Annotated in this window: 28 protein-coding genes and 1 pseudogene; 16 read left to right on the plus strand and 13 right to left on the minus strand. The window is 70.5% G+C overall.

Annotated elements, in window-relative coordinates; all coding sequences use genetic code 11:
* A complete protein-coding gene (locus ABZV77_RS14490; protein ID WP_356255404.1) occupies nt 1-1,650 on the plus strand; it encodes an amidohydrolase in 1,650 nt (549 codons plus the stop codon).
* On the opposite strand, the gene ABZV77_RS14495 is transcribed toward ABZV77_RS14490, so the two are convergent.
* The 6 genes from ABZV77_RS14495 to ABZV77_RS14520 all read right to left on the minus strand — a co-directional run bounded on the left by ABZV77_RS14495 (nt 1,629) and on the right by ABZV77_RS14520 (nt 6,901).
* Nucleotides 1,629-2,138 (minus strand): hypothetical protein, encoded by a 510-nt coding sequence (locus ABZV77_RS14495; RefSeq protein WP_356255406.1) that lies wholly within the window; start codon nt 2,136-2,138, stop codon nt 1,629-1,631. The genes ABZV77_RS14490 and ABZV77_RS14495 overlap by 22 nt on opposite strands.
* A gap of 124 nt (nt 2,139-2,262) precedes the next feature.
* On the minus strand, nt 2,263-2,466 hold the full coding sequence (locus ABZV77_RS14500) for a hypothetical protein (RefSeq protein ID WP_356255409.1): 204 nt from the start codon (nt 2,464-2,466) through the stop codon (nt 2,263-2,265).
* 62 nt (nt 2,467-2,528) lie between these two features.
* Complete coding sequence (locus ABZV77_RS14505) at nt 2,529-4,646, minus strand: tetratricopeptide repeat protein (RefSeq protein ID WP_356255412.1); 2,118 nt, start codon at nt 4,644-4,646, stop codon at nt 2,529-2,531.
* A 111-nt stretch (nt 4,647-4,757) separates the two neighbouring features.
* Nucleotides 4,758-5,225 carry a hypothetical protein gene (locus ABZV77_RS14510; protein WP_356255414.1) on the minus strand — a complete coding sequence of 156 codons (468 nt, stop codon included), beginning with the start codon at nt 5,223-5,225 and terminating at the stop codon, nt 4,758-4,760.
* A 107-nt stretch (nt 5,226-5,332) separates the two neighbouring features.
* The gene (locus tag ABZV77_RS14515; protein WP_356255417.1) at nt 5,333-6,244 is read right to left on the minus strand and encodes a PDR/VanB family oxidoreductase; all 912 of its coding nucleotides are present in this window, start codon (nt 6,242-6,244) and stop codon (nt 5,333-5,335) included.
* Between the two features lie 27 nt (nt 6,245-6,271).
* Nucleotides 6,272-6,901, minus strand: a complete 630-nt coding sequence (locus ABZV77_RS14520) for an MSMEG_1061 family FMN-dependent PPOX-type flavoprotein (RefSeq protein ID WP_356255420.1) — start codon at nt 6,899-6,901, stop codon at nt 6,272-6,274.
* A 133-nt stretch (nt 6,902-7,034) separates the two neighbouring features.
* Between ABZV77_RS14520 and ABZV77_RS14525 the strand changes: the two genes are divergently transcribed.
* Complete coding sequence (locus tag ABZV77_RS14525) at nt 7,035-7,685, plus strand: TetR/AcrR family transcriptional regulator (RefSeq protein ID WP_356255422.1); 651 nt, start codon at nt 7,035-7,037, stop codon at nt 7,683-7,685.
* On the opposite strand, the gene ABZV77_RS14530 is transcribed toward ABZV77_RS14525, so the two are convergent.
* Nucleotides 7,666-8,511: a response regulator gene (locus ABZV77_RS14530; protein ID WP_356255425.1), complete on the minus strand. Its 846-nt coding sequence runs from the start codon at nt 8,509-8,511 to the stop codon at nt 7,666-7,668. The genes ABZV77_RS14525 and ABZV77_RS14530 overlap by 20 nt on opposite strands.
* Nucleotides 8,512-8,619: 108 nt before the next feature.
* Between ABZV77_RS14530 and ABZV77_RS14535 the strand changes: the two genes are divergently transcribed.
* From ABZV77_RS14535 to ABZV77_RS14545, 3 genes are read left to right on the plus strand one after another with little or no spacing between them, the layout of a single operon-like run.
* On the plus strand, nt 8,620-10,230 hold the full coding sequence (locus ABZV77_RS14535) for a CHASE3 domain-containing protein (RefSeq protein ID WP_356255428.1): 1,611 nt from the start codon (nt 8,620-8,622) through the stop codon (nt 10,228-10,230).
* Nucleotides 10,227-11,411, plus strand: coding sequence for a SpoIIE family protein phosphatase (locus ABZV77_RS14540; RefSeq protein ID WP_356255431.1), 1,185 nt, complete (start codon nt 10,227-10,229; stop codon nt 11,409-11,411). The genes ABZV77_RS14535 and ABZV77_RS14540 overlap by 4 nt, the downstream gene beginning before the upstream one ends.
* Nucleotides 11,412-11,465: 54 nt before the next feature.
* Complete coding sequence (locus ABZV77_RS14545) at nt 11,466-11,822, plus strand: VOC family protein (RefSeq protein WP_356255434.1); 357 nt, start codon at nt 11,466-11,468, stop codon at nt 11,820-11,822.
* A gap of 45 nt (nt 11,823-11,867) precedes the next feature.
* On the opposite strand, the gene ABZV77_RS14550 is transcribed toward ABZV77_RS14545, so the two are convergent.
* A complete protein-coding gene (locus ABZV77_RS14550) occupies nt 11,868-12,326 on the minus strand; it encodes an ATP-binding protein (RefSeq protein WP_356255437.1) in 459 nt (152 codons plus the stop codon).
* A gap of 149 nt (nt 12,327-12,475) precedes the next feature.
* Between ABZV77_RS14550 and ABZV77_RS14555 the strand changes: the two genes are divergently transcribed.
* Nucleotides 12,476-12,931: a hypothetical protein gene (locus ABZV77_RS14555; protein ID WP_356255440.1), complete on the plus strand. Its 456-nt coding sequence runs from the start codon at nt 12,476-12,478 to the stop codon at nt 12,929-12,931.
* A gap of 8 nt (nt 12,932-12,939) precedes the next feature.
* Here ABZV77_RS14555 and ABZV77_RS14560 read toward each other — a convergent pair whose 3' ends face one another.
* Complete coding sequence (locus tag ABZV77_RS14560; protein WP_356255443.1) at nt 12,940-13,395, minus strand: DUF2000 domain-containing protein; 456 nt, start codon at nt 13,393-13,395, stop codon at nt 12,940-12,942.
* A 50-nt stretch (nt 13,396-13,445) separates the two neighbouring features.
* Here ABZV77_RS14560 and ABZV77_RS14565 point away from each other — a divergent pair, with 50 nt between their 5' ends.
* Nucleotides 13,446-14,336: an AraC family transcriptional regulator gene (locus ABZV77_RS14565; protein WP_356255446.1), complete on the plus strand. Its 891-nt coding sequence runs from the start codon at nt 13,446-13,448 to the stop codon at nt 14,334-14,336.
* Between the two features lie 32 nt (nt 14,337-14,368).
* Here ABZV77_RS14565 and ABZV77_RS14570 read toward each other — a convergent pair whose 3' ends face one another.
* The gene (locus ABZV77_RS14570; protein WP_356255449.1) at nt 14,369-15,859 is read right to left on the minus strand and encodes an MFS transporter; all 1,491 of its coding nucleotides are present in this window, start codon (nt 15,857-15,859) and stop codon (nt 14,369-14,371) included.
* 115 nt (nt 15,860-15,974) lie between these two features.
* On the opposite strand from ABZV77_RS14570, the gene ABZV77_RS14575 reads away from it, so the two are divergent.
* Nucleotides 15,975-16,496: a MarR family transcriptional regulator gene (locus tag ABZV77_RS14575; RefSeq protein ID WP_356255452.1), complete on the plus strand. Its 522-nt coding sequence runs from the start codon at nt 15,975-15,977 to the stop codon at nt 16,494-16,496.
* On the opposite strand, the gene ABZV77_RS14580 is transcribed toward ABZV77_RS14575, so the two are convergent.
* The gene (locus ABZV77_RS14580; RefSeq protein WP_356255455.1) at nt 16,450-17,835 is read right to left on the minus strand and encodes an MFS transporter; all 1,386 of its coding nucleotides are present in this window, start codon (nt 17,833-17,835) and stop codon (nt 16,450-16,452) included. The two genes, ABZV77_RS14575 and ABZV77_RS14580, sit on opposite strands and share 47 nt — an antisense overlap.
* A gap of 219 nt (nt 17,836-18,054) precedes the next feature.
* Between ABZV77_RS14580 and ABZV77_RS14585 the strand changes: the two genes are divergently transcribed.
* Both ABZV77_RS14585 and ABZV77_RS14590 read left to right on the plus strand, forming a co-directional pair.
* The gene (locus ABZV77_RS14585) at nt 18,055-18,831 is read left to right on the plus strand and encodes a helix-turn-helix transcriptional regulator (RefSeq protein WP_356255458.1); all 777 of its coding nucleotides are present in this window, start codon (nt 18,055-18,057) and stop codon (nt 18,829-18,831) included.
* A gap of 196 nt (nt 18,832-19,027) precedes the next feature.
* Entirely contained in the window at nt 19,028-20,056 is a 1,029-nt protein-coding gene (locus tag ABZV77_RS14590; protein WP_356255461.1) for a phospholipase, read from the plus strand.
* 17 nt (nt 20,057-20,073) lie between these two features.
* Here ABZV77_RS14590 and ABZV77_RS14595 read toward each other — a convergent pair whose 3' ends face one another.
* The gene (locus ABZV77_RS14595; protein ID WP_356255464.1) at nt 20,074-20,463 is read right to left on the minus strand and encodes a VOC family protein; all 390 of its coding nucleotides are present in this window, start codon (nt 20,461-20,463) and stop codon (nt 20,074-20,076) included.
* Nucleotides 20,464-20,588: 125 nt separating this feature from the next.
* Between ABZV77_RS14595 and ABZV77_RS14600 the strand changes: the two genes are divergently transcribed.
* The 6 genes and pseudogenes from ABZV77_RS14600 to ligD all read left to right on the plus strand — a co-directional run.
* A complete protein-coding gene (locus tag ABZV77_RS14600) occupies nt 20,589-21,494 on the plus strand; it encodes a LysR family transcriptional regulator (RefSeq protein WP_356255466.1) in 906 nt (301 codons plus the stop codon).
* 98 nt (nt 21,495-21,592) lie between these two features.
* Entirely contained in the window at nt 21,593-21,775 is a 183-nt protein-coding gene (locus ABZV77_RS14605; protein WP_356255469.1) for a hypothetical protein, read from the plus strand.
* Nucleotides 21,772-22,575 (plus strand): hypothetical protein, encoded by an 804-nt coding sequence (locus ABZV77_RS14610; RefSeq protein WP_356255472.1) that lies wholly within the window; start codon nt 21,772-21,774, stop codon nt 22,573-22,575. The genes ABZV77_RS14605 and ABZV77_RS14610 overlap by 4 nt, the downstream gene beginning before the upstream one ends.
* Nucleotides 22,572-23,498: a hypothetical protein gene (locus ABZV77_RS14615; RefSeq protein ID WP_356255475.1), complete on the plus strand. Its 927-nt coding sequence runs from the start codon at nt 22,572-22,574 to the stop codon at nt 23,496-23,498. Before ABZV77_RS14610 ends, ABZV77_RS14615 begins: the two co-directional genes overlap by 4 nt.
* On the plus strand, nt 23,498-24,649 hold the full coding sequence (locus ABZV77_RS14620) for a serine hydrolase domain-containing protein (RefSeq protein ID WP_356255478.1): 1,152 nt from the start codon (nt 23,498-23,500) through the stop codon (nt 24,647-24,649). The genes ABZV77_RS14615 and ABZV77_RS14620 overlap by 1 nt, the downstream gene beginning before the upstream one ends.
* 5 nt (nt 24,650-24,654) lie before the next feature.
* A pseudogene (gene ligD, locus ABZV77_RS14625) lies at nt 24,655-25,602 on the plus strand (non-homologous end-joining DNA ligase); the annotation flags it as partial.
* 7 nt (nt 25,603-25,609) lie between these two features.
* On the opposite strand, the gene ABZV77_RS14630 reads toward ligD, so the two are convergent.
* Nucleotides 25,610-26,167, minus strand: a complete 558-nt coding sequence (locus tag ABZV77_RS14630; protein WP_356255481.1) for a hypothetical protein — start codon at nt 26,165-26,167, stop codon at nt 25,610-25,612.
* Nucleotides 26,168-26,341: the final 174 nt, after the last annotated feature.

Below are 26,341 nucleotides of genomic sequence, written 5' to 3' on the forward strand. Positions count from 1 at the left end.
ATGACCGATCAGTACGCGGACACGATTCTGGTGGGCGGGCCCGTCCGGACGTCGTCGGGCTGGGCCGAGGGGCTCACCGTGCGCGCCGGTGTCATCGAGACCGTCGGCGGCCGCGAGGACGTGCTGCGACGGCGCGGACCGGACACGCGGGTGACGGACCTGGCCGGTGACACCGTCCTGCCCGGCCTGCACGACCTGCACGTGCACCCCATCTACGCCGGGATCCGCGAACGCCGCTGCAAGATCCCGCAGGGCTCCGGCCTCACCGAGACCCTCCGCATCGTGGCCGAGCACGTCTCCCGGTCCGCCCCCGGCGCGTGGGTCCTGGGCGGCCAGTGGGACGCCTTCGCCCTCGGCGGCACCCCGGACCGGACCATGCTCGATGCCGTCGCGCCCGGCCATCCGGTCCTCCTGGAGGACACCAGCGGGCACAGCTCATGGGCGAACAGCGCGGCACTCGCGATCGCCGGTATCGGCCCCGGCACGCCCGACCCGTCAGGCGGCATCTTCGAGCGGGACGCGACAGGCAACCCGAGCGGCATACAACGCGAGACCGCCGCCGATCTGCTCGCCGCCTCGGCCCCCAAACCGGCCGACGACGAGGTCGAGGCGGCTCTGGAGTGGGCCCTCGGCGAAATGCTCTCCTACGGGATCACGTCGTTCACCGAAGCCGCGGTCGGATTCACCGCCGGGCCGCGGGCCGAACTGCGCGCCTACACCCGCCTCGCAGCGCGGGGAGCGGTGCGGCAGCGCGTACGCCTCAGCCTCGTGTGGTCGCCGTACGATCCGGCGTGCGAAGAAGTGATCATGAAGCGCAACCTCTACGCGAGCGCCCACATCGCACCCGACTGCGTGAAGATCTTCCTCGACGGGGTACCGACCGACAGTCACACGGCGGCCATGCTCGAACCCTACAAAGACACCGTGGAGGGGCGGGGTGACGACGCGAGCAGGCACGGCATGCTCGTGATCGCGCCGGCCGTCCTGGACCAGGCAGTGACCCGGTTCGACCGGATGGGCATCACGGTCAAGTTCCACGCCGCGGGCGACGCGGCGGTCAGAGCGGCGCTGGACGCCGTCGAGGCCGCCCGCACGGCCAACGGACACGGCCCCTGCATGCACAACGTAGGACACTGCACGTTCGTGTCGAAGACGGACATCGAGCGCGCGTCGCGGATCGGCGCGACGTTCGAAGTCTCTCCCTACCTGTGGCGGCCCTCCCCGATCTGCTCCGACATCGCTGCTGCCGTCGGCCAGGAAGCGGTCGAACGCGCCTGGCCGGTCCGCGAGATGCTCGCATCCGGCGCCCTGGTCGTGCCCGGCTCCGACTGGTGCGTGGTGCCGTCGGTGAGCCCCTGGGCCGCCATGGAAACGCTCGTCACCCGGCAGGAGCCGGGAGGCAGCGCCGACCGCTTCGGCGCGTCCCAGGCCATCACCCTGGAAGAGGCCTTCGACCTGTTCACGGTCAACGCGGCGCGCCAGGAGGGGATGGCGCACCGCGTCGGGCGCATCGAGCCCGGCATGCTCGCCGACGTCATCGTCGTCGACCGGAACCCCTTCGAAGTGCCGATCACTCAAGTGCACGCCACCGAGGTCAAGATGACCTTCGTCGAAGGGGAGCAGATGGCTCAGCAACCCCCGCAGTTGTAGTACAGGACGTCCCAGTGGTTGCCCTCGTCGGCGTAGATGTTGCCGGAGCCGGACTTGTACTGCGGGGCGCCGTCGCCGCGCGGGCCGATGTAGGTGAAGGTGTTCTTGACGTAGTTCGTGACGCAGGTGTTCTTGCCGAAGTCGAGCTTGTAGCCGTTCCAGTGGGAGTACGTGCCGCTCGCGTGGCCGGTCTCCGTGCCGCCCGTGATGTTGAGGCCGCACCCGCTGGCGCTCTTGAGCGTCTGGGCCCCCTGCGCGGTGGCGAGGTTGAGCTGGTCGAAGGATGTGCACGTCGAGTTGTTGCGGTCCGAGCAGCCGCCGGATGACGACCAGGTGACGCCGGACTGGCGGAACATCGAGGTCGCGGTGGCATGGCTGATCTTGGTGGCGGCGAGGGCGTCCGTGGCCGAGGTGAGGACGCCGAAGCCGGGGGCGACCAGGGCGCCGGTGGTGAGCGCGAGCGCGGTGAGCGCGGAGCGGATGCGCATGGTGGTTACTCCCTGCTGGTGACCGTGCTGACGATGGGTCGGCTGTGGTGCAGGTGGCGCAAGGAGATGGTGCCCGGATCCGCGCGTCCGGGCCAGAGGACAAAGCGGAAGGTGTGGCGAGTCGCTACTTGCCGCGCGGACGGAGCAGGTCCTGTGCCTGCTTGTCGAGGGCGGGCGCGACGCTGTCGGAGAAGACGCCGACCACGTCCTTGGTCACGTCCCCCACCGGCAGCGGGTTGCTCTCCTGCGCCTGCGCCACACCGGAGAAGGACAGGGCGGCGGCACCGGTGAGGGCGACCGCGGCCAGGACACGCGTCGTGTTGTTCATGGCTTGCCAACGATCACCGTCTTTGCGGGTCACGCGGGTCACGCGGGTCACGCACAGGGAGGTCACGTCAGAGGGTTCGACTCCAGCGATTCGAAGGCATACGGCTGCCGCAGCTCCGCCGGAACCTCGGCCGTCATGGTGTCCAGGGTGAACCCGGCCCGGTGGTGCGCCTCGTAGGCCGCGGGGGGCAACGCGGCGCGGGTCCGCTGTTCGCAGGTCGCGCGCCGGGCGACCATGTCGGGGGAGCCCAGCTGGGGCACGCCGACCTTTCGCCACACCTGGTCCCCGAGCCCGAGCAGCCACGCCGCCCACTGGGCCTGTCCGTCGTCGACGGCGGCCAGAGCGAGGGTGTCGAGGGTTATCCCGATGCCGTACGCGTCATTGAGCAGCCACTTCGCCTGCAGCGCCGTGCGCAGGGAGCGGATCGCCCGGTCGGGGTGGCCGCGGAGCGTGTCGACGGTGCCGACCACGTAGTGGCCGAACGACCGGGCCCAGATGTCCTCGGAGGGCGCGGCGCGCGCGATGACCCGCTCGGCCAGGGCCTGTGCGCGGTCGAGGTCGCCGAGGGCCATGTGCAGGTAGCTCGTGGATGCCATGCAGAGCAGCCCGGCGATCTCTTCGTGCACGGTCTCTGCGAGAGGGAGGGCGGCGGTCAGGCGTTCCAGGGCGGGATCGGTGTCGCCCTGGAGGGTGAGGGCGAGCCCCTGCGCGTAGGTGGCCCATGCCTGGGAGGGACCGTCGTCGGTGCGTGTGGCCAGTTCCAGGGATTCGGTGGCCCGCTCCAGAGCGGCGCTGTGGTCGCCCTGGCAGGAGGAGATGACGGCGCACACCCACAACGCCCGGGCCCGTCCGGTCTCATGCTGTGGGTCAAGGGCCAGGGCGGAATCGAGGAAGTGGCGTCCTTCGCGGAGGTTGCCGCACGCGAACCAGAAGTAGAAGAGGTCGGCCGCCATGCGCAGAGCGGCCGACACGTCGGTGCGCAGACAGTGCTGCAGGGCCGCGCGCAGATTGGCGTGCTCGGCCGCCGCCTGCCGGTAGAGCTGGGGCTGCTGCGGACCGAGCCAGCTCTCGCCCCCGCTCATGGCGAGATGCCGGTAGAAGTCCCGGTGCCGCAGCTGCAGGTCTTCCTGCTGGCCGAGGCGTTCGAGCCACTCCGCACCGTACTCACGGACCGTGTCGAGCATGCGATAGCGCCGTGCCCCCGGTGGCCCTTCGCGGAGCACGACGGACTTGCTCACCAGCGAGGCGAGGGTGTCGGTGAGGTCGTAGCCGAAGAGCGGCTTGATCGTGCAGACGAACTCCATCGCGGGCATCGTGAAGCTCCCGGGGAACACCGAGAGCCGGGCCCACAGCAGCCGTTCGTGGGGGCTGCACCATTCATGGCTCCAGCCGATGGTGGTGCGCAGCCCCGCGTGCCGCGGACGTTCCGCCGTCAGATCGGTGTCGGACGGGGTCTCCGGCGACAGGAGGTCGAGGCGCTCGGCGAGCTGGCGGGTCAACTGGCGTGCCGGGACGGTGCGCAGATGCGGGGCGGCCAGTTCGATCGCGAGGGGGATGCCTTCCAACGCGTCGCAGAGGCCGACCAGTTCGGCCGGGTCGTCCTGCGAAGGCACCCGGTTCGGGGTCGGCTCCGGCGCCCGCCCTGCCCGTGCCTTCAGCAGCACGAGGGCGTCGCCGTCGGGTCCGGTCGACATGGGACCGATCGGCACCACGCACTCGTTCCGCACCCCCAGCGGAGCACGGCTGGTGGCCAGGATCCGCAGCCCGGGCAGCGCCGCCAGCAGCGCCCCGGCCAAGGCGGCGCACTCGTCCATGAGGTGCTCACACGTGTCCAGTACGAGGAGCACCTCCTGCTCCGCCAGATGCTCGGCCAGGACCGCCACGGACGACCGGCCCGTCTGGTCCTGCAGTCCCAGCGCGGTGATGACCGCCTGGCCGACCAGCGAACCGTCACGGACCGACGCCAGATCGACCCACCTGCTCCCCTGCGGCAGGGCCGTCCGCGCCGCCACCTGCCACGCGATGCGGGTCTTGCCGACGCCACCGGGCCCGCGCAGCGTGACCAGCCGGTGGGACGCCAGCCGCGTGCGGGCGAGATCCACCTCGCACACCCGGCCCACGAACCCGGAAGGCTCCGCCGGTAACCAGCCGCCCGCCTCTTGCCCCTGCACGTCTCGCATCGGTTCCGGAACCCCTCCCGCCACGCAGGGCAACGCCGCCCCGGACGAGGATGCCTCATGTCGCCGATCAAGGCGCGGAAAGCTGCTGGATGCGTCCTTTGGTGGACGTGGTCACGAGTGCCCCTCCTCACCGCCCGTCCGTTCGGTGAGCGAGGCCAGGTGGGCCGCATTGAGGTAGTGCCGCGGCCGCCAGTGTGCGTGGTCGGGGTGGTCCCGCCACTGCTGGGCGACCCAGACCAGCAGGTTGTGGTCATGCCCGATGTCGCGCCGCAGGGTCTGCAGCAACCCCGGCTCCTCGCCGCGCCCTTCGGAGAGGGCGCGGCGCCAGGTCCCGATCGCCTCGGTGAGCCGCATGGCGGTGGACAGCATCGCGTTGGTCAGGGCATGGGCGGTGAAGTGCTCGTCGCTGCCCACCGGCCACCGCGCCTTCAGCTCGCCGAGCCGGGCGCGCAGGAAGTCCTGCAGCGGGACGACGTCGGCCTCGACGAGGTCGTCGGAGTACGAGGGCGGTGGCATCGGCGTGCGTTCCGCGAGCTCCAGAGCGCGGCGGATGTCGTCCTCGGTCGGTTCTCGGGACACGTTCCCGACCCCCTCCCAGGCCGCTTCCCAGGCCATTTCTGGGCAACGTACGCCTGCAAGCCTGCCTAGGCCAGGCTTGCGTGACGCGGCCTCAGGGCCACAGGGCCTCAGAGGTCGAGGACGAGGCGGGGCGACACGGCGCGGGACACGCAGGGGAACATGCGGCCCTCGGGAGCGCCGATGTCGTCGCGGTGTTCGGGCGTGCCGTCCAGGACGGTGACCTCGCAACTGCCGCAGATGCCCTCGCGGCAGCCTGCCGGCAGGGGGCGCCCGGCGTGGGCGAGGGCGTCGAGCAGCGACTCGTCGGCCGGGACGGCGACGGTCTCCCCGGACCGGGCGCAGAACGCCTCGAACTCCGTGTCGGGGCCGAAGGCGCGGGCCACCGGCTGGAAACGCTCAGCGTGCAGTCGGTCGGCGGGGAACGCGGCGTCGGCCGCCGCCAGCATCGTCGCGGGGCCGCAGCAGTAGACCAGGGTGTCGGGCTCCAGGGTGGCCGCGAGGGCGTGGAGGTCGGGTCTGCCCTGCCGTTCGGTTTCCACGATCCGCACCCGGTCCCCGTAGGAGCGGCGCAGTTCGGCGGCGAAGGGCATGCTGTCCAGCGAAGGACCCACGTACACCAGCGTCGCGGGCAGTCCGGACGCCGCCGCGGCGCGCAGCATGGGCAGCAGGGGAGTGATCCCGATGCCGCCCGCGAGGAACAGATAGCGGGGCGCGGGGACCAGGGGAAAGTGGTTGCGGGGGAGGGAGACTCCAAGGGGACGGCCCCGGCGCAGGAAGCGGTGGACGTACTCGGAGCCGCCCCGGCTGAGCGGGTCGTACCGGACGGCGACGCGGTAGGCGTCACGGTCGGCGGGGTCCCCGCACAACGAGTACTGCCGGGCGAGCCAGTTGGGCAGCGACAGGTCGATGTGGGCGCCGGGGTCCCAAGGGGCCAGCTCTTCCCCGGCGGCGGCGCGCAGGGTGAGGGCGGCGACGTCCTCGGTGATCCGGTCGATGTGCTCGACGACGGTCTGTTGCATCGGTGAATCCTCGGTCGGTGGGGGCGGTCAGTAGAGCTTGCGGTAGGCGTCCTCCAGGGACGCCTCCAGCAGCTTCGGGTCCACGTCGACACTGAACTGCGCGGCCGCCATCTCACCGATCGACGGCATCTCTTCGGCGAGCGCCTGACTGGCGGGGTCCCACAGCCGTGAGCGGACCAGCGCCCGCCCGCAGTGGAAGTACACCTCCGCCACGTCTACGACGATCGCCAGCTCCGGCCGCTTGGCCTCGATGCGCATCCGGGCCAGCACATCGGGTTCGTCGGTGACGTAGGCGCTGCCGTTGACGCGCAGCACCTCCCGTATGCCGGGGACGAAGAAGCACAGCCCGATGCCGTCGTTCTCGGCGAGGTTGCGGAATGAGTCGGCGATCTTGTTGCCGGGGCGGTCGGGGAGGGTGAGGGTGCGCTCGTCGAGGACCTTCGCGAAGCCCGGATAGTCGCCGCGCGGCGAGCAGTCGGCGCGTCCGGCCGCGTCCGCCGTGGCCATCGTCAGGAACGGCGAGTGGGCTATGAAGTGGCGTACGTGATCATCGATGCGGTCCTTCACCTTGTCCTTGACCATGGCATCGGGTTGCCCGAGCCGCGCCAGAACCTCTTCCGGAGCGACCCGTCGAGGGCGTGCGGGGGCATGCGTCATGGCGGCTTCCTCACGGGGACGACGGCACGCGGCTGCGGGGCTCGGCCCGGTATCGCCGCAGTTCATGACAGTATTGTGAGCAATTACTCAGGTCGTGCGCTACTCGCTTTCACGGCCCGCCGCAGGAGGTGTCATGCCGTACGACGGCCGCGGGCTCCAGCCTCGTAAACAGCCGCGTCAGATCCGCGCCGAGCTGACCCGGGAGCGCATCCTCGACGCCGCTGCTCACGTTTTCGCCGAGTACGGGTATGCGGCGGGGACCACCAACCGGATCGCGGAGCGGGCCCGGGTGTCGATCGGGTCGCTGTATCAGTACTACCCGAACAAGGACGCGATCCTGGTCGAGCTGCTGATCCGGCACCTCGACGCAGGGATCACCGCCGTCGAGGCGGCCCGGCTGGACCAGGAGGCACTGCGGTCGGAGTCCGTCGAGGACCTCATGCGCCTGTACGTGGGACGGGTGATCGCGAACCACCTGGACGACCCGAAGCTTCTCCGCGTGATGATCGAACAGGGGCCACGCGCCCCGGAGCTGCTGGAGCGCGTGGCGGAGAACGAGCTGCGGCAGATCGAGGCCACCCGCACGCTGCTCAGGAACCACCCGGAGGTGCGGGTCGCGGACGTCGACGTCGCGGCCCGGCTCGTCGTCTCCACGGTGGACATGGTGGTGCACAAGGTGATGGCGGGGCCCGGCGAGGTCGACGCGGCGCGGTTCGAGGACGAACTCGTCACCATGCTCACCGGCTATCTGACCGGGGGCCGGTTCAGGGGCGGGGCCGAGTAGCGGTGTCGAGGTAGAAGGCGTCGATGCTCTGCACAGCCGTCTCGAACTCCTCCAGGTTCACGGGCTTCGTCACGTACGCGTTGGCGTGGCTGCTGTAGGCGCCGGTGACGTCCTCCGGGGCGGTGGACGTCGTGAGGACGACCACGGGGATGGTCTGCAGGTCTTCGTCCGCCTTGAGGACCTTCAGCAGGTCCCGGCCGTTCATGCGGGGCATGTTGAGGTCGAGGACGATGAGGTCGGGCCGAGCGGTGCCCGGCGTGCGCAGATGCTCCAGGGCGGCGACTCCGTCGGTGACCTGAACCAGATTGCGGGCCCCGCGCTCGGAGAGTGCTTCCTCGATGAGCATCGCGTCGGCGATGTCGTCCTCGACGAGCAGGACGTCGAAGGGACGGGCGGGGGTCGTCATCATTGAACGCTCCGTGCGTTGCTCGGTGGAGTGGTGGAGGAGCCCCGGCCAGCGGCGCCGCGCACCTTGACGGGTCATGCCGCACGCGGCGCCGATCTGCGGATATCCGGCACCCGCGTCGGCGGCGGCACCGGCCGCCGCGCGCTGGAGCCGTTCGGTGGCCTGCTGAAGATGGTCCAGCACGTGGATCAGGAGCAGCGCCTGCGCCGGGTCGTCGGACACCGGGTTGCCGGATGCCGGATCGTCCGATGTCAGGCTGTCGGGTGCCCGACCGTCCGATGCCAGGTCGTGCGTCGCCGGGTCCGAGGGACCGTCAAGCAGCTGCCAGGCGAGGCGTTGCGCGACGTCGCCGACCGCCGTCTCCGCGATGGCGGCCGTCTCCTGCGGAGTGGCCCGCAACTCGAAGTTCATGCCTGGCATGTCGGGCACTGTAGGTCCCCTCAACAGCTGGCGACAACAAGTGTTGTCAGCCTCTAGAGTATGCGGGCCGCAACTCCAACGCGGCTGCCCTGACGAGGAGTCCACAGGATGACCGGCGAGAAACGGCGGCCGCGCGTGGGGGCGTTCTCCACCTGGACGACGCGGAGATGGCTCCGCGTCGGGGTGGCCCTGTCCCTGGCGATCCTGGCGCTGCTCGGCGTGACCGGGGCATGGGTCCTCGCACGCACCGCGGCCATCAGCAAAGACCTGGTGGACGTGCGCTCACCCGCGCTGACCACCGCGATCCGCCTGGAAACCGCCATCCTCAACCAGGAGACCGGCATCCGGGGTTACGGCCTCACCGGTACCCCGGAATTCTTGGCCCCCTACCGGCGCGGCCTCACCGAACAGCAGGCGAGCGCCACCCGACTCGCCGACCTGCTGGCCGACGACTCCACGGGCAAGAAGGACCTGATGGCCGTTCAGGAAGCGGTGACGCGCTGGCAGGTGAGGATCGCCCGGCCGATCGCCGCGGCACCACCCGGCTCACCCTCACCGCTCGCCACCGAGCGAGCGGCGGAGGGCAAGAAGTCCTTCGACCGGGTACGGGACGCGCTGGACAGCCAGCAGGAGCGGCTGCGCGCAGAGCGCGTCCGGGCCAGGGACGACCTGATGGCCACGACCACCGTGCGGAACTGGGTGTTCGCCGCCATCGGGGCCCTCATCGCCCTGCTCACCGCGCTCGTCTTCGACGGACTGCGCCGCGGCATCAACAGGCCGCTGGACCGGCTCGGTTCGGAGGCCCGCACCATCGCGGGCGGCGACTTCGACCACGCCATCACGCCGACCGGCCCCGCCGACCTGCGGCACCTCAGCGCCGAGATCGACTTCATGCGCCGACGTCTCGTACGGGAACTGGCCTTCAGCGAAGAGGCACGCCTGCGCCTCGACGCCCAGGCCGCGGAGCTGCAGCGCTCCAACGCGGAGCTGGAACAGTTCGCCTACGTGGCCTCCCACGATCTGCAGGAGCCGCTGCGCAAGGTCTCCAGCTTCACCCAGCTCCTCCAGCGGCGTTACGCGGGACAGCTCGACGACCGGGCGGACCAGTACATCGAATTCGCGGTCGACGGCGCGAACCGCATGCAGATCCTCATCAACGACCTGCTCGAATTCTCCCGGGTGGGGCGGCTGCACAACGCCCACCAGAGCGTCGACCTGGAGACCGTGCTGGCACGCACCTTGTCCGCGCTGAGCGTCGGAATAGAGGAGGCCGACGCGACGATCACCCACGATCCGCTGCCGACCCTGGTCGCCGACCCCACTCAGATGGGCATGCTCTGGCAGAACCTCATCGGCAACGCGGTCAAGTTCCGCCGCCCGGGAACAGCACCCGAGATCCGCGTCACGGCCGCCCGGGAGGGTGAACTGTGGCGGTTCACCGTCACCGACAACGGCATCGGCATCGAACCGGAATACGCCGACAAGGTCTTCGTGATCTTCCAGCGGCTGCACACCAAGGACGCCTACAGCGGCAGCGGCATCGGCCTCGCGATGTGCAAGAAGATCGTCGAATTCCACGGAGGCACCATCGGCATCGACCCGGAGTACCTCAAGGGCGCACGTCTCACCTTCACACTGGCGCCCGAGCCCCCGGTAAGCACCGACCCTTCCACCATGCCGGAGGCCACCCGCGGCCCCAGCGCGGAGCATGCGCCATGACCTCAATCGTCTCAGCCGTCCCTGACGGGCAGATGTACCGCATCCTGCTGATCGAGGACGACCAGGGCGACGCCCTGCTCGTCGAGGAGCTCCTCCACGACACGGGGCTGCGGTTCGAGCTGACCACCCGTACGACTCTGGCCGAGGCGCGCACCGAGCTGTCCGGCAGCCCGATCGACTGCGTCCTCCTCGACCTGCACCTGCCCGACGTGGCGGGCATCGATGCCGTCACCGCCGTCCGGAGCCTGGCACCGCACACCGCGGTGATCGTCCTGACCGGTCTTTCCGAGGCCCAGGCGGGCGCGAACGCGATGGCCGCCGGAGCCCAGGACTACCTCGTCAAGGGGAAGGTCGACGGGGACCTGCTCCACCGGACGGTGCGGTACGCGGTCTACCGCAGCCAGACCGAACGCACGAACGCCGAGGCGCAGGCCGCCCGGCTGCGTGCGGAGGAGAACGCCCGCCTGGAACGCGGCCTGCTGCCCCAGCCCATCCTGGACACCTCCACGGTCAGGGTCACCACGCGCTACCTGCCCGGCGCGGCGTGGGCCCTGCTCGGCGGGGACTTCCTCGACGTGGTGGAGGGAGAGGACGGGCTGCTGCACGCCGTCGTGGGCGACGTCAGCGGACACGGCCCCGACGCCGCCGCGCTGGGCGTCTTCTTACGGATCGCCTGGCGCTCCCTCGTCCTCGGCGGACATCGCGGCAACGACCTGCTGCACCTGATGGAACGCATCCTGATCGCCGAACGCGGCAGCCAGCACCTGTTCGCCACGTGCACCCTCCTCACGCTCGACCAGAGCACCGCCACGGGCACGCTCCACCTGGCGGGCCACCACGAACCCCTCCTCACCACGGCGGAGGGAACCCAGGAGCTGGCCGCCGCACACGGCATCGCCCTCGGCGTCGTCCCCGGGCTGCGCAGATGGCCCTCCACGGTCGTCCCGCTCCCGGCCACCGGCGCCCTGACCCTCTACACCGACGGGCTCACCGAGGGACACAACGGAGCCACGGGCGAACGCCTCGGCGTCGACGGGCTGCTCACACTCATCGAAAACCTGCCGCCGACGGACCCCGCGGACCACGTCGACCGCCTCATCGAGAAGACGCACGCGCTGAACGAGGGCCGCCACTCCGACGACCTCGCGGTGCTCCGCCTGGACTGGGGCGGTCGGCCATAGCCCTCTGAGGAGACAATGACCGAGAGGCACCTTCGTCCTTCTTTGGAGTCGTCGATGACTGTTCGCCGTGTCGTGCCCAACCTCCAGTCGGAGGCCGTGCAGGAGAGCCGGGAGTTCTACGGCCTCCTTGGCTTCGAGGAGGTCATGAACCACGGTTGGATCGTGACGCTCGCGTCCCCGTCCAGCCCGGCGGCGCAGATCAGCTTCATGACACGCGACGAGACCGCGCCTGTCGTCCCCGACATGAGTGTCGAGGTGGACGATGTGGACGCGGCTTATGAGGCCATGCGGGCGAGCGGCGCGGAGATCATCCACCCCTTGCAGGACGAGGAGTGGGGCGTGCGGCGGTTCTTCGTCCGTGACCCCGGCGGACAGGTGGTCAACGTGCTGGGACACCGCGGAAAGCCCTGAACCCCTGAACCCCTGAACCCCTGAACGCCTGAACCCCGACGATCCCTAGGCGGAGTTCTCCGCCAGCGCGATCACCGCGGTGATCCGCTTGCCCACCGGCTCGCGGTGCACCGCGAAGCTCTGGGAGAGGGCCATCACGATCTCCAGGCCGTGCTGGCCGATTCGGCTCGGGTCCGGCGGCAGGATCGCGGGCAACGCGGTGCTGCTGTCCCACACGCTCACTTCGACGGCACCGGACTGCACGTCCAGGGTCAGCAGCGACGGTCCGGGCGCGTACTTGCGGGCGTTGGTCACCAGCTCGCTGACCACCAACTGCACCGTGCCCAGCGACCCCACGGAAACGGGAAACCCGTGCACGACCTGCACGTCCGTCAGAAAACTGCGGGCAAGATCACGGGCGGCACCGATCTCGCCGCTCTCCTCGAACGCCGCGGTGACCGACAGATACTCACTCACCGGGGACTCCCGGTCGTCCATGCCCGCCGTCCGGCCGCGGTCCGCCATACCAACCAAACACTCCTGTTTCACAACGCTCCGTCTACCCAGAAAACATCAGAGCATCATCCTCAATGTGACCTGATTCCGATGTGCCCGCGGACGACCGCTCGATAACGCGTATCGCCGCAGGCAGCACGGCATCTAGCCTGTCGGCCATGCACCAGAACCGCAGGCGCGACCGGCGTCCGGCCCGCCGCGTGGGCCCGTGGCGGGCCCGGCCCGTGGCGCCGGTCTCCGTCACGGTCGAGGGGGCGGACATCGTGCTCGTCGGCTACTTCTCCGGCAAGCAGAAGGATGTCGCCGCCCTGATGAACGCGGCGGAGCAGCAGCTTACGTCGCGCGGCGCGCGGGTCGTGGGCCGGATCGTGCAACGCCGCGGTGTCTCCGACGGCGGAGCCGAGGCGATGGGTCGGCCCTACTCGTCGCGGACGCTCCTGACCTACGGGAAGGTGCGCGAGGCAGCCGCGCTCTGCGAGCGGTCCGGTGCCGAGGCGGCAGTCTTCCTGACCGCCCGGACACCTCTGACCACACGTCAGTCCCGCACACTGACCACAATGCTCGGCTGCCCCGCCGTGAGCTTCGCCGAAATCCTGACACTGACGGACGCGTGACCGCGCCCTCAGCTATGCATCCGAGCCCCCTTCAGCACCTTGTCGACCGCGTTGCGGGGGCCGTACACCGCCATCCCGACCAGGTCCAGCTGATCTCCGGGCACGGCCCGTACCGCCGCGCGGTTGTCCCGGTCGTTGCCGGTGGTGAAGAGGTCGGAGGTGAAGAGGGAGCGGGGCAGGTCGCGGGTCAGGGCGCGGCCGTGGGCCGCCGTCACCACTTCCTTCGTGGCCTCGAAGACCATGACTGGCTGGCGGAACATCGGCAGATACGGGGTGTCGTCGGCGTCGGCGTACGGTTCGCCGATCACCTCCGGATGCCGCGTGCCGAGGCCGCTGACCAGGAATGCGGTGACGTTCAGCCGCTGCCAGACCTCCAGGTCGTCCCGCAGTACCACTGCGATCTTGGTGTCGAAACGTACGGGTGCGCTCTGTGCGGTGTCGCTCTGCGTGGTGTCGTTCGTCATGCGTTCCAGGCTGCCGACCTCGCCGTACCTGAGTCTTGTACGTTCTTGGCATGCCGTCGCCGCAGGAAGTCTCAGCGTGGCGCCCGCGGGTCCCGGGCGTCGTGGAGGTCTTCCACGCGCACTTCACCGAGCACGCCTACCCGATGCACGTCCATGACGTATGGACGTTGCTGATCGTCGACGACGGCGCGGTCCGCTACGACCTGAACCGCCGTGAGCGCGGCACTCCGGGGGACACCGTGTCCCTGCTGCCGCCACAGGTGCCGCACAACGGTTCCCCCGCCACGGCCCACGGCTTCCGCAAGCGCGTGCTGTACCTGGACGCGCCCCTGCTCGACGAGAGCCTGATCGGCCCGGCGGTCGACGACCCCGACATCGCCGACCCGCTGCTGCGCCGACGCATCGGGCAACTGCACGGAGCCTTGGCGCGGCGCGGCGACGAGCTGGAGGCGGAGAGCCGCCTCGCCCTGGTCGGCGAGCGGCTCCGCGGTCACCTGCGGCCCCGCGCCGACGCGTCCCGCCCGGAGCCGGGCCGCGGAGTGGCGCACAGCCTGCGGGAACTCCTCGACGAGCGCGTGCTGGAGGGCATGACCCTGGACGAGGCGGCGAAGGAAGTGCAGGCGCACCCCACCCACCTGGTGCGAGCGTTCAGCGCCGCCTTCGGCATCGCCCCGCACCAGTACCTGATGGCGCGCAGGGTCGAGCGCGCCCGGCGGCTCCTCCTCGACGGTCGGCCACCCGCCGACGTGGCGACCGCGGTCGGCTTCTACGACCAGCCCCATCTGAATCGGCACTTCAAACGGATCGTGGGCATTCCCCCCGGCCGCTATGCCGCCGGAAAGGGGGCGGGCAGGTTCGGGGGAGAGGCGCGGGGAGCGGTTCCGGGAGTGCCTCCAGGGGCGGTGGCGCAGCCGCTAAGTGCGCCTCGTCGGGATCGCTGAGGACGGTCCGCGTCGATCCCGGCTGGTCCGCGTCACACGGCGGCGTGTCGGTTGCCCGTCGGGTCCTCAGTGGCGATGCCGTGCTGCTCGTCTTCGGGACGTCCCTGTCTGGGCAGCAGGAAAGTGATCGCGAGGAACGCCACCAGCAGGCACGCCTGGACGATCAGCGCCCGGTGGAAGCCGCCCGTGAATTCACCGGTCTTGGCCTGGGCGAAGAACACCGATCCGAAGACCGCGACGCCGATGGACCCGCCGACTGCCTGCACGGCCGACAACACGCCGGAGGCGGAGCCGATCTCGTCGTCGTCGACCGCGGCGAGGATGAAGCTGAACAGGGCGGCGATCACCATGCCCGCTCCGATACCGGCCACCGTGATGCCGGGGACGATGTCCCCCATCGAGAACGAGGCGGAGTCGAGGCCGTCCAGTTCGAACCAGAGCAGAGCCGCTCCGGCCAGCTGGATCAGTGGGCCGATCTGCAGCACCTTGCGGCCGATCTTGTCGGCGAGGAACGCGCCGCTGACGGCTCCGCCGATCGCGGTGCCGATGGCGAGCGGCAGGTTGCCGAGTCCCGCGTCTCCGGCGGTGAAGTGCTGGCCGATCTGGAGGAAGAGGGTGAGGACGAGCTGTGTGCCGATCAGGCCGCCGAAGAACAGGGCGATGCCGCCGAGCCCGACGGTGAAGGCGGGTTTGCGCAGGAGGCCGGGGGTGACCAGCGGTTCCCGGCCCGCTGCGGCCGCGCGGCGCTGCTGCACGGCGAACAGGCCGAATCCGACCGCGGAGGCGGCCATGCACAGCCATGTCCACAGCGGCCAGCCGTTCTCCTGCCCCTGGTTGAGGGGCAGGACCAGCAGGGCGCAGGAGACCACGACCAGGGCCGCGCCGATCATGTCGACCCGCACCGTGCGGTCGCCCGGCTTCTTGGGAACGAACTTCGCGGCGATGACGAGCGCGGCGATGCCGATGGGCAGATTGACCAGGAAGACGGAGCGCCAGCCCAGGCCGAAGAAGTCACCCTCGATGAGGAATCCGCCCAGGACCGGGCCGATGATGCCGCCCAGACCGAGGACGGGGCCGAAGATCGCGAAGACCTTGGTGAGTTCGGGCCCGGAGAAGTTCTCGCGGAGCAGGCCGAGTCCCTGGGGCAGGAGCATCGCCCCAGCGGTGCCTTGCAGCAGCCTGAAGACGATCAGTGACGCGATGTCCGGTGCGATTGCGCAGAGCAGGGAGGCGGTGGTGAAGGCGGTCAGGCCGATCAGGAACATGCGGCGGCGTCCGTAGCGGTCACCGAGGCGGCCGCCGAGCACGAGCCCGGCTCCCAGGGTGAGGGCGTAGCCGCCGATCACCCACTGCAGGCCGACGGAACTGGCCCCGAGGGACTCCTCCAGTGCCGGTCCTGCGACGTTGACGATCGACGCGTCCAAGAGATCCATGATCTCCGCGACGATCATCACGACCAGGATCAGCCACCGCCACCGGTGGGGCCCGGTGGTCTCGTCGGCGGTCGGGGACGGGTCACGCATGCTCAATACCTCCATCATGAAGTAATTCCACCATGAAGGTAAAGTGATGACGGTAGGTTGTCAAAGCGGCCGCCGACGCAGACCGTGCGGCAGGAGAGAAAGGTGGCAGGCCTCCATGGAGGAACCGATGCGCGACGGCGTCGCGGCGCAGCGTGAGCGACTGATGGAAGGGCTGAGGATCTACGGCGGCCACTACGCCGAGCTCAGCCGACGCTTCGCCGCCTGGCTGGGCCTGCACTCCACCGACGCGACCGCGGTACTGGAGATCGCCGCTGCGGAAGAACGCGGCACGCTGCTGTCACCGGCACGGCTGAGCGAGCGCATCTCCCTGTCCACGGGCGCCACCACCGCGCTCCTGAACCGCCTCGAAGCGGCGGGACACATCACCCGCACCCGCGAACACTCCGACCGGCGCGTCGTCTCCCTGCGCAGCGGCGCGCACATCCAGGAACGCGCGGACGAATTCTTCGGCCCGCTCGCCCGCCGCCTCGACACCGCGATGTCGCCCTACCCGCCGGACCTCCTGGCGCAGTTCGAGTCCTTCATGGCCGATCTGAACTCCACCGTGGACACCTACCTCGCGGAGCGGATCACGGCGACACGTTCCCCCGACGCCCTCGGCGGTCGGCCTCAGTAGCCAGCAGGGTGGCGATGAGGGCGGCACCGGCCAGGAGGAGGACCGCGCCGACGACGAGGGCAAGTGAGAAGCCTTGCGTCGCGGCGTGCAGCGGGCCGGTCGAGTCGGCCAGCGCGTCGCTGCGGCGTGCGGCGAGGGTCACCAGAACCGCCAGTCCCACCGCCCCGCCGATCTGTTGCACGGAGGTGACGACGGCCGAGCCGAGACCGGCGTTCTCCTCGGTGGTGGCGGTCAGCGCGGTGACCGTCAGGGCGGGCAGGCTCAGGCCGCAGCCGACGCTCATGACGAGCATGCCGGGCAGCACGCCGGACGCGTAGTCGTCGCCGGGCGCGATGCCGGACAATAGGAGCAGTCCGGCCGCGCTGATCAGGAAGGAGACCACCAGGGTCCGGCGCGCGCCCAGCCTGATCACCGCGCGGGAGGAGCCCCACATGCCGGTGAGTATCCCGGCGCAGTAGGGCAGGTAGGCGAGACCTGCCTCGAGCGGGCCGTAACCGAGCACGGTCTGCAGGTGGATCATCAGCAGGAAGGCCATCGCATAGAGGGCGGCGGAGAACAGCAGGGTCGCACCGTTGGCGACGGCGCGGGTCCGGAAGGTCAGGAACGACAGCGGCACCAGGGGCTCGGCCGTGCGGGACTCGACCGCGAGGAACGCGACGGCCAGCACGCAGGCGAGGAACAGCGGCCAGGCCACGGCCGGTGCGCCCCAGCCCGACTCCCCGGCCTGGAGCAGACCGTAGACGAGGGACAGGACCGCCCCGGTGCCCAGCGCCGCACCGGGTGCGTCCAGGCGGGCCCGGCGGGTGGCCCGGCTCTCGTCGACCAGGCGCGGCACCAGCACGAGCGCCAGGACGGCCACGGGCAGGTTGATCAGGAAGACCCAGCGCCAGGAGGCGAGTCCGGTCAGCGCGCCGGAGATCACCAGGCCCGCCGTGCCGCCCAGACCGGCGATACCGCCCCAGATGCCGAGCGCCTTGGCGCGCTCGGCGCTGCCGGGGAACAGGATGGTGATCATCGAGAGCGCGGCCGGGCTCGCCATGGCGGCGCCCGCACCCTGGACGAACCGCCCCGCCACGAGTTGCCAGGGTTCCTGGGCAAGACCGCACGCGAGACTCGCGGCGCCGAACAGGGCCACACCGCTGAGGAAGACGCGGCGGCGGCCCAGCAGGTCGGCCGCGCGCCCGGACAGGAGCAGCAGCCCCCCGAAGGCGAGGAAGTACGCGTTGACGACCCAGGTCAGGCCCGCCGCGCTGAAACCGAGTTCGTCCCGGACGCTGGGGAGGGCGACGCTCACCACGTTGTCGTCCAGGACGAGCATGAACTGTACGAAGCACAGCATGACAAGGGCCTGCCGACGACGGCCACCGGTGGCCGCGACAGGGGTTGACGTTGCCGTCACGACGGGCACTCACCCGGGTTGACCTGCACATCAATACGGCGATGGTGTCCCTGGTATGCATGATCGATCGACATGCCAACGACGCTATGCACCGGCCGGGTTGGCCACAATCCGCTATGGGGCCACGTCATGTCGTACTGAGGCCATACGGTGGGACACATGATCGAGGCCGTCGCAGGTGCCGCCCCAACCGGGGTGGGAGCCATCGTGGTTGGGCGCTTCCCCCTGCCGACGGGACAGTGGGTCGTCCCGCACAGCCATCCGCAACACCAGCTGGCCTGGACGCCACGCGGAGTGCTCAGCGTCGCCGTCGGCGAGACCTACTGGGTCCTGCCGCCCACCAGGGCGCTGTGGCTGCCCGCAGGAGTCGTCCACCGGACCGGCGCGACCCGCGACGCGCTGCTGCGCAGCCTCTACCTCGAACCGGACCGGTGCCCGCTGAACTGGGCCGACCCCACACCCGTCGGTGTCGACGGGCTGCTGGCCCACCTGATCCGCCACCTCGGCCGACGGGACCTCGCCGACGACGTGCGGCTGCGGGCCGAGGCAGTCGTCATGGATCTGCTGCACCCGCTCCCGGCCCTGCCCATCGACGTACCGACCCCCGTCGACGAACGCGTACGTGCCGTGGCCGACGCCCTGCTCGACGATCCCGCGGATCCGCGGAGCCTCGCGGCGCACGCACAGGCCGTCGGCGTGAGCCGACGCACCCTGACCCGGCTGTTCACCCACGACACGGGGATGAGTTTCGAGCGCTGGCGCACCCACATGCGGCTGCGGGCCGCCCTGCCGCTGCTGGCCGAAGGCCAGCCCGTGTCCCGGGTCGCACACACCGTGGGATACGCGACACCCAGCGCGTTCCTCGCGGCGTTCCGCCGAACCGTCGGTACCAGCCCGAAGAGCTACCTCAGCGGCAATGCGCTGGACGAGAGGTGAGGCCCACGGCCGACGGCGACAGGGCCGCACTAACTCGCCGCCGAGCGGAAACGTTTCACCTGTGAAGGGATGGGCAGGCGCGGCAGCTGAGGCCGGACACGGAAACACGTGTCCGGCACGCTCTTTCCGCGGCGCCAGCACCTTCCTGTGCCGCGCCCGGACGGAGCGCAGCACAGGAACGGACGGAGAAACAACCGTGATACATCGAGCCCGCACCCGCTCGACCGCGCGAGCCGCGTCGTTCGCCGCCGCGAGCGGCGCCTTGGTGATGGGTCTGGCCGCCCCGTCGGCGAGCGCCGCCCCCGGTGTCGCCGACGCGGAGTCCGGCAAGGCATCGCAGGCCACGTCAGAGGCCAAGTCGCAGGACAAGCGGCCGGTCTGGGCGATCGCACACCGCGTGCTGACCGTCGGCGGCGTCGACAAGGCGCTCGACCACGGGGCCAACGCGATGGAGATCGACGCCACCGCCTGGAAGAAGGGTTGGTGGGCCGATCACGACGGGCTCCCCACGAGCTCCGGCGACACCATGGCGGCGATGTTCGACCGGATCGCGGAACAGCGCCGTGCGGGCAAGAACATCGGGTTCGTCTGGCTGGACCTCAAGAACCCCGACTACTGCGACAGCGGCGACACGAAGTGGCAGCACTGCTCGGTCGCGGCCCTGCGCGACCTGGCCCGCACCAAGCTGGAGAGCGCCGGAGTGCGGGTTCTCTACGGCTTCTACGGCACCGCGGGCGGGACCGGCTGGAAGGACGTGAGCCGCGACCTCACCGACCTCGAGGGCGTGGACATCAGCGGCGACTCCGCAGACGTCGGGAAGCAGTACGGCGAGTACGGCGGTGCCATCGCGAACAACCAACGCGTCATGGACAAGGGCCTGTTCAACCTCAACCTGCCGACCGTCCTCGGGAACGTGACCAAGCAGGTCCGCCTCGGCGCGGAGGCAAGGGACCGCGGCGAACTGGCGCGCGTCTTCGGCTGGACGACAGCGGCGAATGACGGCGACGCGACCAACCGACTCCTTGACCCCTCCGGCGGCAACGCCGACGGCCTGATCTACGGCCACCGCGCCTCCTGCTACCCCGACGGCGTCTCCGGCACCGGCGGCTGCGGCAAGGACGAGTCGGACGCGAAGCAAGCCCTCGGCCACATCCAGGAGTTCGTGCGGTCCCACAGCGAGACCCGCCGCATGGCCACGACGGACGACGTCCCCTTCGGGCGCTGAGTACGTCGATTCCTGCCTCACGCGTCCTGCGGGTACCAGCGCAGTTCCACCATGTTGCCGTCCGGGTCCTGGACGTAGAGGGAGAGTGCGGTGCCCCGGGCGCCGAAGCGCTTGCCGGGGCCGTCCACCACGGTGAAGTCGCCGGAATCGATGACCTGTTGCCAGTCGAGGGGCTCGACGACCAGGCAGATGTGGTCGACGTTGGAGCCCGCCGGTTCGCCGTCGGGCCCCTCGATGAGGTCGATGATCGTCGTGGGGCTCACCCGCACGGAGGGGAAGGGGACCTGCCCGGCCCGCCACTCGTCCACCCGCACCGGGTCGAGCCCCAGCGGGCCGGTGTAGAAGGCGAGGGAGCGCTCGATGTCGGCGACGTTCAGGACGAGGTGGTCGAAGGCGATGACGCGCATGGGAGTCTCCGTGGGGTCGTGGTGCAGGGGATGTCTGCCTGGCTCTGGTTCCAGCATCGCCTCTCATCGATCAATCGGTCCAACACATGGTTGTCATCCGATCCATCGTGTTTCACGATGGATCGATGGACCTCCAGCAGATGCGTTACGTCCTCGCGGTGGCGGAGACCGCGAGCTTCACCCGCGCGGCCGAGAAGTGCCACGTCGTCCAGTCCGCGCTCAGTCACCAAGTGGCCAGGCTGGAGAAGGAGCTGGGTGCCCGGCTGTTCGAGCGGACCAGCCGAAAGGTGTGGCTGACCAGCGCCGGAGAGGCGTTCCTGGCCGCCGCCCGGCAGGCCCTGGAGGCGGCCGAGCGGGCCCGGGCCGAGGTGGCCGCGGCGACCGGTGAGGTGCGGGGCAAGCTGACCGTGGGGTCGATTCCCACGGTGGCGGCCGTCGATCTGCCCGCGGTGCTGCGGGACTACCGGCTGCGCTACCCGCAGGTACGGATCAGTCTGCGGGCCGGGTCCAGCGAGCGGCTCGTGGAGCAGGTGCGCGAGGGGCAGCTGGACGCGGCGTTCCTCGGTGTGCAGGCCGGTTTCCGGCCGCAGGGCGTCCGGGACCGGGAGCTGGCTCATGGGCGGCACGTCGCCGTGGTCGCCCCCGGTCACCCGCTGGCCGCGGAGGAAGAGGTGGACCTGGGCCGTCTCGCCGACGAGATGTTCGTGGACTTCGCGGACGGCAGCGCCGCACGCGCTCAGTCCGACGAGGCGTTCGCGGCCGCCGGGATACGGCGTGAGGTCGCCTTCGAGGTGTCCGGCGTCGAGCTCATGTCCCGGATGGTCCGCCACGGCCTGGGCGTCGCCCTGCTGCCCGCGCTGTTCGCCGCCGAACTGCACGGCCTGCGGTGTGTGCCGCTCATCAATGGGCCGGTGCGCGTGGAGCGACTGGTCTGGAGTCCCTTCACGCCGTCACCTCCGGCTGCCGCTTTCCTCGCCCTGCTGGACGAACTGCCGTGCGGTGCAGGCGAGTTGGCCTCTTCAGCGAGCTAGAAATATCTCAAAACAGACATACGGGACTATTGGCCTTAGACTGGTCCGAGGGTGGGCGTCACTGGACTCGGTGGCGACGTATCTATGAGGAGGCACCGATGCTTGCTCAGCACACACCGCTTCTTGTCACTCCGACGGACGCCGCGGCGCTCGGAACGGCCATGGTGGAGCCAGAGGCGATCCTGAGCGACGCGCCGACGTACTCGCCGGAAGCAGGGGCTTTCCTTCTGCTGCTGGCGCTCATCTCGCCGAAGGAGCCGAAGGAGCCGACAGGCAAGTGAGCCCCGATCGATCACAGAGCGCGTACGCCGCGTCAGCGGCTGACCTGGCTCTCCGTGCCCTCGACGCCCTGCGTGGCGTCGGGGGCACCGCCATGATCGCCGAGCATGTCGAACGTTCGGACGATCCCAAGGCGGCGCTGGGTGCCATCCGCTTCGTCGGAGCCGACGGCTTCGCCCCCTATCTGTTCGGTGCCGCGGTCTTCCACCCCCAGGACGCGACGGCCGTCGCCCAGTCCTTCGCGGTGTTCCCGCCCGCGGTGAGCACCCCTGCCCCACCGCCCGCGGGTGGTGCCGAGCCCTGGCTCGTTGCGTGGCGCGACTGGGCCACCGCGGCTCTGCTCGCCCGGTTCGCCGACGGGGGCGATGCGCAGGTGGGCGAGGTTCTCGCACCGCAGCCCACGGGCGCCCCGGTCCTCGCGGAGCCGACGCGGACCGGCCACGCCGCATCGGACACCCTCCCCGCTGCATCGGACACCGACTGGCAGCGCTGGTCCGTCCGCATGGGCCAGCTCTCCCCGCTCGCCCTCCCCGGCCTCGAAGGCCCCGTGCACTCCGCGGCCCGCACCGACCCCGCTCCACGGGCCCTCGCCCGGGGCGCCACCCGCGCCGTGCTGCGCCGCGACTTCCCCACCGCCGCCCGCATCGTGCGCTGGCTCGCCCTGCTGCACTCCGAAGGCGTGCACCTGCCCCTCGACCCGGTGCCCCTCGTCGAACACCTCGGCTTGTACGGCGGCGGAGGCCCGCGCCTCGCTCTCGACGTCGCCATCGCCCGGCGCCTGCTCGGACTGGAGACCGTATGACCGCGCCCGTGACGCGGACCGCCCACGAGGTGAGCGCGCAGGCCCTGGCCTGGCTGCACGCACACCGCGAGCGCGGCGCGCTGCCCCCCGACACCACCGCCGACCTCGGCGACCCCGACAGCGTCTACAAGCCGCTCGGCGAGAGCGCCCTCGCCGCCTCGCTCGTGCTGCGCGAGTCGGTCGCGGGCAGCGCCGAGCAGCGCATGGCGGGCGAGTTGCTGGGTTTCGCCTGGGAGCAGCTCGGCGAGGGCGACATGCTGTACGAACGGCTGTTGCGGTACACGATGATGACCGACCCGCTGGAGACGTACTCGCCGTTCGCCCGAGGCGGCCTGCGCCACGAGGCCCTGGACCGGTTGCTCTCCCACACCAGCGCCCTGCGCTCCGTCCGTGGCGCCGAGCTCCTCCCCAATCGACGGCTCGCGGTGGCCAACGCGGCCCGGATCGTCGGCCTGGACAGTGGGGAACGTGCGTACGACTGGCATGAACTGGCCCGTGCCACCTGGCTTGGCGCGATGCCGGAGCCCTGGCTCATCGACTGGATGACCGGCTACTGCGTCACCCACACGGTCTTCCACCTCACCGACTGGGGTGGCATGCCCACCGGTCTGCCCGACGACCTCACCGCGTACGTGACCACGTGGCTGCCCGTGTGGATCGACATCTGGGCCGAGATCGAGCAGTGGGACCTGGTCGCCGAACTGATGATCGTCGGGTGTTGTCTGAAGGAGCCGTACTGCGAGCCCGCGGACTGGGAGCGGCTAGCCGCGGTCCAGCACCCGGACGGCCTGGTGCCGCGTGACGGGGAGCCCGTCCCCGACGACCCCGCGCGACGGTTCTCCGACCACCAGCACACTGCTGTCGTCGCCGCGATCGCGGGGACGCTCGCGGTGTCGCGGACGCTGGGCAGGGCGACGAGTTGATGAGCCCGCGCGGTTTCCCACGCGGGGACGGGCCGGGGATCGCAGAGGCGGCGGAACCTGCATCGGAACCCGCGGCGCCCCCCTGGGCCGCAAGAATCCTCGCCGCCCTGCACGCCACCGCTCCCGGCGCGAGCGCGGTGGCGCTCGCCGTGCGGCGCGGCTCCGAACACGCCCTGCTGACCACCGGCGACACCGCGTTCGACGGTGGCGTGCCCGCCGGTCCCGACACGCGGTTCGAAATCGGCTCTCTCACCAAAACGTTCACCGCGCTGCTCCTGGCCGAGATGGTGGCGCGCGGCGAGGTCGCGTACGAAGACCCGATCACCCGTTTCCTGCCGCGCGGCGCCGCCCCCCACCTGCCGGGCTCCCGCATCACCCTCCTGCACCTGGCCACCCACACGTCGGGCCTGCCCCGACTGCCGCCCGGATTCCTGCGCAAGGGGGCGCCGGTCTGGTTCAGCAATCCGTACGAGCCCTACTCCGTCGCCTCCTTGCGCCGCGCCCTGACCCGCACCCGGCCGCAGGCCGCCCCCGGCACCCGAGTGCGCTACTCCAACTTCGGCGTAGGTCTCCTCGGCGAACTGCTCACCCGCGCGGCCAACGGCGTCGGTGGCGGACACTTCGCCCCGCTGCTCGCCGACCGTGTCCTCGACCCGCTGGGCCTCACACACACCACCTGCACCACGGACCTGCCGCAGGCCACCGGCTACTGGCATCGCAGGCCCCGTCCCGCCTGGCAGATGTCCTCCCTGTCCGCGGCGGGAACGGGCCGGTCCACGGCACGCGACCTGCTGACGACCCTCGACCTCCTCCGCGACCCGGCCACGGCGCCCGCCACCGTCCCCGGCACGTTGCGCACCGCCCTCGCCGATGTCACCCGGCCCCGCATCGCCCTGCCCCGCACCGGCAGACGCATCGCCCTGATCTGGAACATCAGACCCCGCCCCGACCGCGACCTCTACCACCACTCCGGCGGCACCCGCGGCTTCACCGCCTTCGCGGGCTTCAGCCCACAGGCGGACGTGGCACTGGCCGCCCTGACCAACACGAACCCCGTACTGACCGGCACGTTCATCCAGCGGGCCTACCTGGAGCTGTGGGCCCTCGCCCAGCCCCCCGAGCGGAGCCGACGCCGACCGGGCGAGGGCTGACCCGCATGACCGCCCTGCCGCGCATCGCCCCCATGCTCGCCACCCCGGGGACACTGCCGCCCCCGGACAGTGAGCACTTGTGGAGTACGGAGACCAAGTACGACGGGCAGCGTGCGCTGGTGTACCTGCCAGGTGACCGCACCGTGGTCGTCCGCTCGCGCTCGGGCGCGGACATCACCGCCGCCTACCCCGAACTCCGTGGTCTGGGAGCGGCCTTGGGCGACGTGCCTGCGGTGCTGGACGGGGAGATCGTCGTTCTCGACGAGGCGGGCCGCTCCAGTTTCGAGCGTCTCCAGCCGCGGATGGGGCTGTCCGGCTCCCCGGCGAAAGCGGCCCGCCTGGCCGCGCAGACCCCCGCACACCTGATCCTCTTCGACGTGCTCCACCTGGACGGCAAACTCCTGACCCGACTGCCCTACACCCGGCGCCGCGACACCTTGACGCAGCTCGTCGGGTCGGGCCCGGACTGGTCGGTGCCGACAGCGGTGACGGGACACTGCCGCCAGGCACAGGAACTCGCCCGTGCGCAGGGCCTGGAGGGCATCGTGCTGAAACGGCTGGACTCCCTGTACGAGCCCGGCAGGCGCTCCCCGGCCTGGCTCAAGGTCAGGAACGTGCACACCGCGGATGTGGTCATCGGCGGCTGGATGCCCGGGCAGGGGCGGCTAGGCGGACTGCCGGGCGCGGTCCTGGTCGGTGAGTACGTGGACGGGGTCCTGACCTACAGGGGAAGTGTCGGCACGGGGTGGAACGAACGGGAACGGGCAGACATCGCCCGCCTCCTCGACGTCGCCGCCATCGACGACTGCCCCTTCACCCCCGCGCCCGCGGTGTCCGGGGCCAACTGGGTCCTGCCGCGGCTGGTCGCCGAGGTCCGGTACACCACCCGCACGCGGGCCGGTCTGCTGCGCCACCCGGTGTGGCACCGGCTGCGTCCGGACCTGGCGCCGGAGGTGTGACTCAGTCCTCGATGTCGTCGGGGTCCTCGCCCTCCGCTCCGGCCAAGCTCTCGGCGATCATGCGGGTGGCGAAGTCGGGGTCGTCGGTGATGCGGTTGATGTGCTCCGCCAGGAGGAAGGCGGTGGCCTCCAGGGGGTTCATCTCGGCCTCGGTCCAGTCCCCGTACTGCTGGCGCCACAGATTGGGACTCAGGCCGGTGCCCGCTGCGATGACCAGTCCGGCCATGGTCGGGATGGCCTCGGACGGGATGCTCTTGGGCATCATGCGCATCGTGGCCACGAGGGTGGGGACCACGTACTCGATGACGTCCTTGCCGTGGTCCTCGTGTGCCTGCCGCAGCCACGACATGAACATGTAGATGAGCGTGCACGCGCCGTTCAGCAGGTCATCGGCTCCTTTGGGCCCCAGCGACGCCGCGAACTGCCGGACCATTGCCTGCTGTTCGGGGTCCACCTCGGTCTTGCCGCTGTGAATGCTCTTCAGCCGCGAGTCGATCATCATGAGCGCCGTGCCCACGTCGCCGACGGGGGCGTGCTCGGGATCGCAGGGCGATGGCACAGTGTTCCTCCTCGGGTCGCCACGATGGGCAACAAGGCATGCTCGTACAGTAGTCGGCCAATGGGGTGACGGTCCGGCACATGACTGCTCGGCAGATCGCTGGTCGGAGCCGCGCCTGACGGCCGCTCCGGCCGGTGCTTGACCTAAACCCTGGTTGAAGTACGAGGGTTGTGT

Source organism: Streptomyces sp. NPDC004732 (assembly GCF_040609235.1).
Taxonomy (GTDB): Bacteria; Actinomycetota; Actinomycetes; order Streptomycetales; family Streptomycetaceae; genus Streptomyces.

Excerpts from the sequence above, each read along its gene's own strand:
- ABZV77_RS14530 (WP_356255425.1), bottom strand. The coding sequence starts at position 8,511 with ATGCCAGGCATGAACTTCGAGTTGCGGGCCACTCCGCAGGAGACGGCC.
- ABZV77_RS14570 (WP_356255449.1), bottom strand. The coding sequence starts at position 15,859 with ATGCGTGACCCGTCCCCGACCGCCGACGAGACCACCGGGCCCCACCGG.
- ABZV77_RS14520 (WP_356255420.1), bottom strand. The coding sequence starts at position 6,901 with ATGACGCATGCCCCCGCACGCCCTCGACGGGTCGCTCCGGAAGAGGTT.
- ABZV77_RS14495 (WP_356255406.1), bottom strand. The coding sequence starts at position 2,138 with ATGCGCATCCGCTCCGCGCTCACCGCGCTCGCGCTCACCACCGGCGCC.
- ABZV77_RS14585 (WP_356255458.1), top strand. The coding sequence starts at position 18,055 with ATGATCGAGGCCGTCGCAGGTGCCGCCCCAACCGGGGTGGGAGCCATC.
- ABZV77_RS14490 (WP_356255404.1), top strand. The coding sequence starts at position 1 with ATGACCGATCAGTACGCGGACACGATTCTGGTGGGCGGGCCCGTCCGG.
- ABZV77_RS14575 (WP_356255452.1), top strand. The coding sequence starts at position 15,975 with ATGGAGGAACCGATGCGCGACGGCGTCGCGGCGCAGCGTGAGCGACTG.
- ABZV77_RS14500 (WP_356255409.1), bottom strand. The coding sequence starts at position 2,466 with ATGAACAACACGACGCGTGTCCTGGCCGCGGTCGCCCTCACCGGTGCC.
- ABZV77_RS14580 (WP_356255455.1), bottom strand. The coding sequence starts at position 17,835 with ATGCTGTGCTTCGTACAGTTCATGCTCGTCCTGGACGACAACGTGGTG.
- ABZV77_RS14505 (WP_356255412.1), bottom strand. The coding sequence starts at position 4,646 with ATGCGAGACGTGCAGGGGCAAGAGGCGGGCGGCTGGTTACCGGCGGAG.
- ABZV77_RS14560 (WP_356255443.1), bottom strand. The coding sequence starts at position 13,395 with ATGACGAACGACACCACGCAGAGCGACACCGCACAGAGCGCACCCGTA.
- ABZV77_RS14515 (WP_356255417.1), bottom strand. The coding sequence starts at position 6,244 with ATGCAACAGACCGTCGTCGAGCACATCGACCGGATCACCGAGGACGTC.
- ABZV77_RS14555 (WP_356255440.1), top strand. The coding sequence starts at position 12,476 with ATGCACCAGAACCGCAGGCGCGACCGGCGTCCGGCCCGCCGCGTGGGC.
- ABZV77_RS14605 (WP_356255469.1), top strand. The coding sequence starts at position 21,593 with ATGCTTGCTCAGCACACACCGCTTCTTGTCACTCCGACGGACGCCGCG.
- ABZV77_RS14620 (WP_356255478.1), top strand. The coding sequence starts at position 23,498 with ATGAGCCCGCGCGGTTTCCCACGCGGGGACGGGCCGGGGATCGCAGAG.
- ABZV77_RS14545 (WP_356255434.1), top strand. The coding sequence starts at position 11,466 with ATGACTGTTCGCCGTGTCGTGCCCAACCTCCAGTCGGAGGCCGTGCAG.
- ABZV77_RS14525 (WP_356255422.1), top strand. The coding sequence starts at position 7,035 with ATGCCGTACGACGGCCGCGGGCTCCAGCCTCGTAAACAGCCGCGTCAG.
- ABZV77_RS14535 (WP_356255428.1), top strand. The coding sequence starts at position 8,620 with ATGACCGGCGAGAAACGGCGGCCGCGCGTGGGGGCGTTCTCCACCTGG.
- ABZV77_RS14565 (WP_356255446.1), top strand. The coding sequence starts at position 13,446 with ATGCCGTCGCCGCAGGAAGTCTCAGCGTGGCGCCCGCGGGTCCCGGGC.
- ABZV77_RS14550 (WP_356255437.1), bottom strand. The coding sequence starts at position 12,326 with ATGGCGGACCGCGGCCGGACGGCGGGCATGGACGACCGGGAGTCCCCG.
- ABZV77_RS14615 (WP_356255475.1), top strand. The coding sequence starts at position 22,572 with ATGACCGCGCCCGTGACGCGGACCGCCCACGAGGTGAGCGCGCAGGCC.
- ABZV77_RS14540 (WP_356255431.1), top strand. The coding sequence starts at position 10,227 with ATGACCTCAATCGTCTCAGCCGTCCCTGACGGGCAGATGTACCGCATC.
- ABZV77_RS14595 (WP_356255464.1), bottom strand. The coding sequence starts at position 20,463 with ATGCGCGTCATCGCCTTCGACCACCTCGTCCTGAACGTCGCCGACATC.
- ABZV77_RS14600 (WP_356255466.1), top strand. The coding sequence starts at position 20,589 with ATGGACCTCCAGCAGATGCGTTACGTCCTCGCGGTGGCGGAGACCGCG.